The following is an 8,687-nucleotide window of genomic DNA, read 5'->3' as shown; positions in this document are numbered from 1 at the left end:
CGCCGGGCCAGCGCCGCCCCGCCCGCTCACCGCAAGGTCAGCGCCCTCCGTGCCCCGACATGCGACAGCTTCTCCGGGTTGCGGACGTAGTAGAGGCCCGTGATCCGCTCGCTCGTCTCCTCGACGCGGGCCGCCATCACGCCGTCCAGCTCGCCGTCCACGCACACGAGGAGCGCGGGGCTGCCGTTGACCACCGTGGGCTCGGTGGTGATCGTGACCCCGGCCTTGGCGGAACCGGCGAGGTAGAAGCGCGCCACCTTGTCGGCGCCCGCGACCGGCCGCAGCGCGGCCTGCTTGACGCCGCCGCCGTCGCTCACGAGGACGACCTCGGGGGCGAGCACGTCGAGGAGGCCTTGCATGTCCCTGGTCTCCAGCGCGCGCCGGAACGCGTCGAGCGCCGCCCGTGCCACGCGCGGGGAGACCGTCTGTCGCGGGCGGCGCGCGTCGACGTGCCGGCGGGCCCGGTGGGCGATCTGGCGTACGGCGGCGGGGCTCTTGTCGACGGCCGCCGCGATGTCCTCGTAACCGATGTCGAAGACCTCGCGCAGCACGAAGACGGCACGCTCGGTCGGCGAGAGCGTTTCGAGGACGAGCATCATCGCCATCGACACGCTCTCGGCGAGGACGACGTCCTCGGCCACGTCCGGCGCGGTGAGCAGCGGCTCGGGCAGCCACTGGCCGACGTACGCCTCCTTGCGGCGCTTCATGGTGCGCAGCCGGTTGAGCGCCTGGCGGGTCGTGATCCGGACCAGGTACGCGCGCCGATCGTCCACCCGCTCCAAGTCGACCTTCACCCACCGCAGCCAGGTCTCCTGGAGCACGTCCTCCGCGTCGGCCGCCGAGCCGAGCATCTCGTAGGCGACGGTGAACAGGAGGTTGCGGTGGGCGAGGAACGACTCGGTCGCCGGGTCGGCGGGGTGGTCACTCATGTCTCGGCGTCCTCTCTCGTACGGTCTCCGGTCAGGCCGTACGCCCGGCGTCCACCGGCGCCCCGGCGGGCCCGGCCTTGCGCAGCTGACGGCGCCTGGCGTCTCCCGGGATGCGGTGCAGGCGGTAGGAGCCGGGCTTGCCCGCCTCGGCGGCCAGGTGCTTGAGGACGACCTTGTAGACCGTCTCCTTGGCCTTCGCGGCGAGGCCGCCGTCGACGTGGAAGCCCATCGCCACATCCGACCTGTTGGCGAGCTGGAAGATGCCGTCGCGCTGCCCCAGGCTGACGCACCAGGCACTGAACGGCTGCTTGAGGTCCGCGGGCCGCTCGCCCGCGATCCGGCTGAGCACGGTGTCTGCGGCCCGCGCGCCCAGCGGCAGCGCGGCCTGGCAGCCCATCCGCAGCGCCAGGCCGGACGGCGCCGCCGAGTCCCCGGCCGCCACGACGCGCCCGTCGTCCACGCTGGTCAGCGTCTCGTCCGTGAGCAGGCGGCCCAGGGCGTCGGTGCGCAACCCGCTGCGGGCGGCCAGGTCGGGCACGCCGAAGCCGGCGGCCCAGATGGTGACCCGGCTCGGCAGCTCGCGGCCGTCGGCGAGCCGTACGGCATCACGGGCCACGCCCGTCACCCTCGTACCGGAACCGTCGAGCACGGTCACCCCGAGCCGGGCCAGCCGCGCCGCCACCGACCTGCGGCCCTTGGTATGCAGGGCGGGGCCGAGCACGCCGCCGCAGACCAGGGTCACGGCGCGGCCCGTCTCCGCCAGCTCGGCGGCGGCCTCGATGCCGGTCGGACCGGCCCCGACGACCGTCACCGGGGCCGTGGTGGGCGTGGCGTCGAGGAGCGGGCGCAGCCGCCGCGCGTCCTCCAGAGCGGCGATGGGGTGGGCGAACTCGGCCGCTCCTGGGACGGCCGAGTCGGCACTGCCGCTGCCCACCGCGTAGACCAGGTAGTCGTAGCCGACCGTGCCGCCCGACGCCAGCGCCACGCTCCGGCCCGCCGCGTCGATCCGCGTGACGGTGTCGACGACGAGCCGGACGCGATCGCCAAGGACCTCGCGGTAGTCGACGGCCGCGGAGCCGGTCCCGCCCACCACCTGGTGCAGGCGGATCCGGTGGACGAAGTCAGGGCGCGGGTTGATCAGCGTCACGGTCACATCGCCGCGCAGGGTCAGACGATTGGCCGCCATCACGCCGGCGTATCCGCCGCCGATCACGACCACATCGGTGTTCTCAGCCATGGTGCCTTCTCCGCTTCAAGGGGTTCGGCTTCAAGGGGTTCGGCCTCAAGACACCGGGTGCGCGACGGCTGTGACAGTTTGTGACGCAGGTCACTGCGCGTGAGGCGCGGCTGGTCCGCCTGCTTACCCCTTCTTCCGCGCCCGGTACGCCCGCATCTTGGCGCGGGCCCCGCACACCCCCATGTCGCACCACCGGCTCCGCCCGGCCGGGCTGCGGTCGTAGTAGGCCCAGCGGCAGGTCACCGCTTCGCACGCCTTGAGGCGCGCCCACGTGCCGGAGATAAGCGCCTCGGCGATCGCCGACGCCACCCGCGCGGTGAGCGCCGACGCGTCCGCCGGGGCGAGCGACGCCGTGCCGGACGCCGCGTCCACCTTCACCAACAGCGGCCCCGCCGCGAGGAGTTCGCTCAGCTCGCGCACCGGCGCGTGCGGCGGGTGCCCGGCGTGCGCGAGGCAGGCCGCGCGCAGCGACTCGCGCAGTTCACGCGCCCCGGGCACGTCCCGCCGGGTGAGCCCGAAGGCGCTCCGGCCCTCCTCGGTGTCCAGGCGGTCCGCACCCGTCGCCAGATCCACGCTGTTCACCAGCTCCTGGATCAACGCGAGCCCGCCCGGCGCGGGTGCCCTGTCATTCATGGTTGCGACGTTACCGCTTCTGGGGGAGCATGAAGTAACGGTTACCGGTTATACGGGGTTATGCAGTAACCCAGCGACTCAGTAACCCAGCGACTCAGTAACCCAGTAACTCAGTAACCCCGTATCAGCAGACCTGGAGAAAACCATGGCTTTCGCCAAGCTCGGTGTCGTCGTCCTGGACTGTCCCGACCCGCTCGCCCTCGCGGAGTTCTACGCCGCGGTCATCGGCGGCACCCCCACCCCCGCCGACGAGGGCTGGGTCGACCTCACGGGCCACGGCGGCACGGCCCTGGCCTTCCAGGAGGCCCCCGGGTACGTACCCCCGAAGTGGCCCGCGCCCGACGGGTCGCAGCAGTTCCACCTGGACCTCACGGTGGAGGACATGGACGCCGCCGAGCAGCAGGCCCTCGCGCTCGGCGCCACGGTCCTCGACGCCGCCGACCGTGATCGCAACTGGCGCGTTTACGCGGACCCGGCGGGGCACCCGTTCTGCCTCTGCGCCTGCTGAGACCGCCTGCCAGAAGGAGGACCCCATGGTTGACCAGTACGACCCCGACAGCACCCACAGCACCGGCACCGCCCCCATCGCCGGCCTGCGCACCGTCGTCTTCGACTGCCCCCGCCCCCGCGAGCTTGCCGAGTTCTACGCCGCGATCATCGGCGGCACCATCGAGGGCGACGGCGACTGGGTCGACCTGCTGGCCCCCGGCCGCGTCAGGGTCTCGTTCCAGCGGGTGCCCGACCTGCGCCCGCCCGAGTGGCCCCGCGCCGACCGCAACGCCCAGCAGGTCCACCTCGACCTCGACGCGGGCAGCACCGAGGCGGAGATGGACGCCGCCCAGGAGAAGATCCTCGCCCTGGGCGCACGCCCCCTGGACGTGGACGACGACGGGGGCAAGCGCGGCTTCCGCGTGTACGCCGACCCCGTCGGGCACCCGTTCTGCCTCGTCAGGATCCCTTGACCGAAGCGGCCAGGGAGGCGACCGAAGCGGCCCGGAAGCCGACCGAAGCGGGGCGCCGGGTCAGCCGTCCAGGTGCTCTATCGTCGCCGTCGAAGCCGTCCTGCGCTCCCGCGTGGCCCGTGCCGTGAAGTCGGCGCCACGCAGGACGCGTTGGACGTTGCCCCAGGTGAGCAGCGCCAAGTCGGCCTCGGACCAGTCGCGTTCGATCAGCTCGGCGATCAGTCGCGGGTAACCCGACGGATCGGTGAGGTCTTCCGGATGCACGTCCGGGGTGTCGTACGTCCCCGAGAGGCCGACGCACTCCGGCCCCGCGACGCGGCGCACGTGATCGAGGTGGTCCGCCACATCGCGCACCGAGGGACCGGTCCGCTCGGCGGCCAGCGGCACCAGGCACAGGCCCTTGGCGGCGCCCACCTCGACGAGCAGTTCGTCGGAGAGGTTGTCCGGGTGGTCGCGCACGGCACGGGCCCCGGACCTGGTGAAGATCACCGGCGCCTTGGAGATGGCGAGCACGCGCCGCACGGTCGCCTCGGAGGCGCCGGAGAGGTCCGCGAGGACGCCGAGCCGGTTCATCTCCCGTACGACCTCCTCGCCGAACGCGCTCAGCCCCGACGCGCCTGCCCAGGACGTGCCGCAGAGGGTGACCGCGCACACGCCCAGGCTGTGCAGCGCGCGCAGCGTGCCCAGCGAGTCGCCGAGCGCGGCGCCCCGGGCGGGGCCGATCAGCGTGGCGATGCGGCCGCAGTTGCGGGCGTCGGTGGCCTCCGAGGCGTCCCGGGCCAGGCGCAGCCCCTCGGAGTGGGCGCCGACCACGTGCTTCACGAGGTCGATCTGTTCGAGCGTCGCCCGCACGACCCGGTCGGCGCTCAGCCAGTCGGGCACGTGCACGGACCAGAACTGCGCTCCGACCCGCCCGGCGCGCAGCCGCGGCAGGTCGCTCTCCAGGCCGCTGTCGCCGGTCTCGAAGTCGTACCAGGGAAGGTCGCGCAGCGCTCCCGGCAGACCGCTGTACCCGTCGGCGACGGGATGCGCGGTGAGCACGGCCCGGGCCCGCGCGAGCGGATCGTCGGCAGACAGCGAGTCGGCATCGGGCTCCACATCGGGCTCGGCATCCGACTCGGCACCGGGACCGAGCCCGGGCTCCCGTTCGGGACGCGGCTCGGCGTGAGGGTCGGGCCGTGCGGGGGACTGGTCGAGTTCCCCCGCCTCGGCGGTGGCGTTGATCTCGTCCTGTAGGTCTGCCATGGCAGGGCTCCGGACATCGGCGGCGGCAGTTCGCACCACCGTGGCACGCCGGAGCCGCAGGTTCGCGCCGGGCGGGCCCGTTCGGGGTACGGCACTTCCGCGCGCGGCACCCGTGAGCGCACCCCCGGCCCCCGGCCTCAGCCTCCCTCGACCGTCACCTTCTCGTCGCTGTTGAGCTGATCGACGAGCTGCTTGACCTTGGCCTTGTCCCACAGGAGGTTGCCGCCCACCGTGCCCGCGAGCGGCATGTTCATGGACTTGCCGTCGCCGCCCGTGACGCCCTTCATCGCCCAGAACATGGACGCCACGTCCATCAGGCCCATGTCCTTGTCGACGATCAGCGTGTCCAGGCCCGCGCCCATCGTGGGGTAGAGCTTGAACGGGTTCATGACGGTCCCCGGCGTCGCCGCCTGGTTGGCGAGGGCCGCGAGGAACTTCTGCTGGTTCTTCGTGCGGTCCAGGTCGCTGCCGGGCAGCGCGTACCGCGTACGGACGAAGGCGAGCGCCTGTTCGCCGTTGAGCGTCTGCTTGCCCTCCTCGAAGTCGGCGCCGGACTTCTTGTCCTTGAAGCCCTTGGGGATGTCCATCTCCACGCCGCCGACCGCGTCCACGATCTTGGCGAAGCCGCCGAAGCCGATCTCGGCGTAGTGGTCGATGCGCAGGCCGGTGTTGTACTCGACGGTCCGCACGAGCAGCTCGGGGCCGTCCTCCGCGTACGCGGCGTTCAGCTTCACCTGGCGGCCCTGGTTCGGGTAGAGCTTGCCGGACTCGGCGCCCTTGAAGGAGGGGATCGTCACGTTCGAGTCGCGCGGCAGCGAGATCATCGTGTTCCCGCCGTCGTCCGCGACGTGCAGGATCATCATCGAGTCCGTGCGCTTGCCCTCGGCGGAGCCCGTGTGGAGCTTCTTCTTCTCCTCGTCGGACATGCCCTCACGGCTGTCCGAGCCCACGATCAGGTAGTTCGTGCCCGCGCCGCCCTCGGGCCGCTCGATGACCTTGGAGAGGTCGACCTCGCGCTTGAGCTTGCCGTCGGCCCAGAAGTACGTGGCGACGGACGTCACGAGCAGCACGGATACGAGGGTGATCGAGCCGATCTTGATGCGGCGCCGCCAGTTCGGCGCGGGGCGGGCGGTGTGCGGCGGCTGCCCGTCGCCGCCCCGGCCGGCGCCTGCGGGCTGGCCGTAGACCTGGCCGGTGTTGTAGCCGCTGTCGTAGCTCTGCCCGTAGGGGTCCCGGCGCGGGGTGCGCGGCTCGAAGACCTCGTCGCGGGCGTCGCCGTACGGCTGGCCGTTCCCGTACGCGTCGCCGTACTCGTCGTACGAGGGCTGCTGCGGGACACCGCCCGGCGGCGGCCCTGCGGGGCGGGCGGGCCCCCCGCGCTGGACGTGCCGCATCACGCGGGCGCCGTCGGGCTGGGAGTCCCCGCTGCCGCGGCCGTAGCCACGGCCGCCCGCCTGATCGTCTGGCCAATCGCTCATGTGGCCCAGTGTGCTATGCCGGAGCGCGCGGTATACAGACGGTCGGGATTTCGGGCCAGGGCTGTTGCAGAGCTGATGCAAACCGGCCGGGGACGGCTCGCTCACACGTCCGGCATAGGCTGGAGGGCATGACAGATCAGGCCCCCCGTCTGGAATCGGAGATTCCGGGCAAGCCGACCTCGGCGTCCCGCACCACGCTCAGCCACATCATGACCCACGCCGACACCAACCTCCTCGGCACGGTGCACGGCGGTGTGATCATGAAACTGGTGGACGACGCGGCGGGAGCCGTCGCCGGGCGCCACTCGGGCGGGCCCGCGGTCACCGCGTCGATGGACGAGATGGTCTTCCTCGAGCCGGTCCGCGTAGGGGACCTCGTTCATGTGAAAGCCCAGGTGAACTGGACCGGACGCAGCTCCATGGAGGTCGGCGTCCGGGTCCTGGCCGAGCGCTGGAACGAGTCGACGCCCGCGCAGCAGGTCGGCTCGGCCTACCTCGTCTTCGCCGCGGTCGACGCCGACGGCAAGCCCCGTACGGTCCCGCCGGTCCTCCCGGAGACGGACCGCGACCGCCGCCGCTACCAGGAGGCCCAGATCCGCCGCACGCACCGCCTCGCCCGCCGCCGGGCGATCAAGGAGCTGCGCGAGGCACGGGCCGCGGAGGGCTTCGACGACTGAGACCCCGGGGCCCGGCCCCAGGAGGCGGCCACGCCCCCGGGGCCCGGCCCCACGCAGGGGCTAGGGACAGACCACCTGGTCCCCCGTGACCACCCCGAACTCCCCTTGCAGCTCGTCCTCCGCCCGCACCGGCCGCACCGCCTTGAAGTCCGTGCCCGCGACCACCTTCAGCGTCGCCCCCAGCCCGTCCACCCTGCGCATCTCGCAGCCCGGCAGGGCCGTCGCGAGGGACTTCGCCGAGCGGTCCCAGCGGGGGTCGTAGGCGACGACGGTCCGCGGCGCCGGAGCCTTCGCCGCGTTCGGCACGTCCGCGGGCAGCCCCGTCGTACGGAACCCGGTCGCCCGCAGCTCCGCGTCCACCCGCCTGCCGAGCCCCGGCGTCCCCGTGCCGTTGTCCACCTGGACCCGGATCTGCTGCGGCGAGACGTCCACAAGGGCGTGCTTGGACCTGACGCGGTGCGGTGCGAGCGGCCGGTCCTCGCGCAGGGCCTTGAAGAGCTTCGCGGACTTCTCCGGGTGCCACTTCAGCGTCGAGCCGATGCCCGGCAGGACCTGCCCCCTGTCGCTCAGCGGCACGGTCGTGAACTCCGACGACGACGGCGAGAAGCCCCGCATCGCCCGCCCGAGGTCCAGCATGTCGCTCGTCCCGAAACCCTTGTCCGCCCGCACCGAGCCGAGCAGCGTCAGCGTCACGTCACGGAACTTGACCGGATTCAGCAGGACTCCGCTGCTCGTCGCCTTCGCGATGAGCGCCGCGAGGAACCGCTGCTGGCGGTGCATCCGGCCGAGGTCGGAGGCCCCGTCGACATAGCGCGAACGTACGTACTGAAGCGCCTCCCCGCCGTTCATGGCGTGCGTGCCGACCGCCAGGTTGAGGCCCGTGTGCGAGTCCTTCAGCGGCTTGGCCGTGCAGATCTCCACCCCGCCGAGCACGTCGACGGTCTTGATGAAGCTGGTGAAGTCGACCTCCAGATAGTGGTCGATCTTGACCTTCGTCATGTGCTCGACGGTCCGCACCGTGAGGTTCGGCCCGCCCTCCGCGTACGCCGCGTTGATCTTGTTGGGGTGTGCGCGGTGCTTCTTGCCGCTGTTCTGGTCGGTGTGCGCGGGCAGATCGGCGTACGAGTCACGGGGCAGGCTCACGACGCTCGCGCGGTCCCTGTCCTCCGAGATGTGCACGATCATGATCGTGTCCGTGCAGTGGCAGGGCGCGCCGCCCAGGCGGTACTTCTGCTTGTCCTCCGGGGTGATCTTGTCGCGGCCGTCGGTGCCGACGAGCAGGACGTTCATGCCGTTGCCGGAGGCCGGCCGGTTCTTCATGTCCCTGAAGGCGTCCACCCGCTTGATGCCGGTGTCGAGGCTGGTGACCACCGTGTGCCCGATCCCGGCCGCCGCGAGCACCGCCACGGAGCACGTGGTCGCCACCCGCATCGCCCAGCGCGGCCGCCGCTTGCCCCGCCCCGCGGCCTTGCGTGCGGGCGGCCTGCGGCCCTGCGGATGCGGGCGGCGCGGCGGGGGAGCGGGGT

Annotated in this window: 9 protein-coding genes; 3 read left to right on the top strand and 6 right to left on the bottom strand. The window is 72.4% G+C overall.

Annotated features, from left to right (window positions below):
• Window positions 1–26: 26 nt before the first annotated feature.
• From GKQ77_RS21420 to GKQ77_RS21410, 3 genes are all read right to left on the bottom strand, one after another.
• Window positions 27–929, bottom strand: a complete 903-nt coding sequence (locus tag GKQ77_RS21420) for an RNA polymerase sigma-70 factor (RefSeq protein WP_219690546.1) — start codon at window positions 927–929, stop codon at window positions 27–29.
• A gap of 31 nt (window positions 930–960) precedes the next feature.
• On the bottom strand, window positions 961–2,166 hold the full coding sequence (locus GKQ77_RS21415; RefSeq protein ID WP_219690545.1) for an NAD(P)/FAD-dependent oxidoreductase: 1,206 nt from the start codon (window positions 2,164–2,166) through the stop codon (window positions 961–963).
• 123 nt (window positions 2,167–2,289) lie between these two features.
• The gene (locus GKQ77_RS21410) at window positions 2,290–2,799 is read right to left on the bottom strand and encodes a CGNR zinc finger domain-containing protein (protein ID WP_219690544.1); all 510 of its coding nucleotides are present in this window, start codon (window positions 2,797–2,799) and stop codon (window positions 2,290–2,292) included.
• Between the two features lie 145 nt (window positions 2,800–2,944).
• Here GKQ77_RS21410 and GKQ77_RS21405 point away from each other — a divergent pair, with 145 nt between their 5' ends.
• Entirely contained in the window at window positions 2,945–3,307 is a 363-nt protein-coding gene (locus GKQ77_RS21405) for a VOC family protein (protein ID WP_219690543.1), read from the top strand.
• A gap of 25 nt (window positions 3,308–3,332) precedes the next feature.
• Entirely contained in the window at window positions 3,333–3,761 is a 429-nt protein-coding gene (locus GKQ77_RS21400; RefSeq protein ID WP_219690542.1) for a VOC family protein, read from the top strand.
• 60 nt (window positions 3,762–3,821) lie between these two features.
• On the opposite strand, the gene GKQ77_RS21395 is transcribed toward GKQ77_RS21400, so the two are convergent.
• A complete protein-coding gene (locus GKQ77_RS21395) occupies window positions 3,822–5,006 on the bottom strand; it encodes a dipeptidase (RefSeq protein WP_219690541.1) in 1,185 nt (394 codons plus the stop codon).
• 137 nt (window positions 5,007–5,143) lie between these two features.
• Complete coding sequence (locus GKQ77_RS21390) at window positions 5,144–6,484, bottom strand: LCP family protein (RefSeq protein WP_219690540.1); 1,341 nt, start codon at window positions 6,482–6,484, stop codon at window positions 5,144–5,146.
• 128 nt (window positions 6,485–6,612) lie between these two features.
• Here GKQ77_RS21390 and GKQ77_RS21385 point away from each other — a divergent pair, with 128 nt between their 5' ends.
• Entirely contained in the window at window positions 6,613–7,161 is a 549-nt protein-coding gene (locus GKQ77_RS21385; RefSeq protein ID WP_125513153.1) for an acyl-CoA thioesterase, read from the top strand.
• A gap of 60 nt (window positions 7,162–7,221) precedes the next feature.
• Here GKQ77_RS21385 and GKQ77_RS21380 read toward each other — a convergent pair.
• A partial coding sequence (locus GKQ77_RS21380; protein ID WP_258021702.1) for an LCP family protein occupies window positions 7,222–8,687 on the bottom strand: 1,466 nt, incomplete at its 5' end.

Origin of the sequence: Streptomyces anatolicus, from assembly GCF_019400875.1 — a bacterium.
Classification (GTDB): domain Bacteria; phylum Actinomycetota; class Actinomycetes; order Streptomycetales; family Streptomycetaceae; genus Streptomyces; species Streptomyces anatolicus.
The sequence above is the reverse complement of the archived record's forward strand: the minus strand, read 5'-3'. Positions and strand labels throughout refer to the sequence as shown.

Excerpts from the sequence above, each read along its gene's own strand:
- GKQ77_RS21405 (WP_219690543.1), top strand. The coding sequence starts at position 2,945 with ATGGCTTTCGCCAAGCTCGGTGTCGTCGTCCTGGACTGTCCCGACCCG.
- GKQ77_RS21385 (WP_125513153.1), top strand. The coding sequence starts at position 6,613 with ATGACAGATCAGGCCCCCCGTCTGGAATCGGAGATTCCGGGCAAGCCG.
- GKQ77_RS21410 (WP_219690544.1), bottom strand. The coding sequence starts at position 2,799 with ATGAATGACAGGGCACCCGCGCCGGGCGGGCTCGCGTTGATCCAGGAG.
- GKQ77_RS21400 (WP_219690542.1), top strand. The coding sequence starts at position 3,333 with ATGGTTGACCAGTACGACCCCGACAGCACCCACAGCACCGGCACCGCC.
- GKQ77_RS21395 (WP_219690541.1), bottom strand. The coding sequence starts at position 5,006 with ATGGCAGACCTACAGGACGAGATCAACGCCACCGCCGAGGCGGGGGAA.
- GKQ77_RS21420 (WP_219690546.1), bottom strand. The coding sequence starts at position 929 with ATGAGTGACCACCCCGCCGACCCGGCGACCGAGTCGTTCCTCGCCCAC.
- GKQ77_RS21415 (WP_219690545.1), bottom strand. The coding sequence starts at position 2,166 with ATGGCTGAGAACACCGATGTGGTCGTGATCGGCGGCGGATACGCCGGC.
- GKQ77_RS21390 (WP_219690540.1), bottom strand. The coding sequence starts at position 6,484 with ATGAGCGATTGGCCAGACGATCAGGCGGGCGGCCGTGGCTACGGCCGC.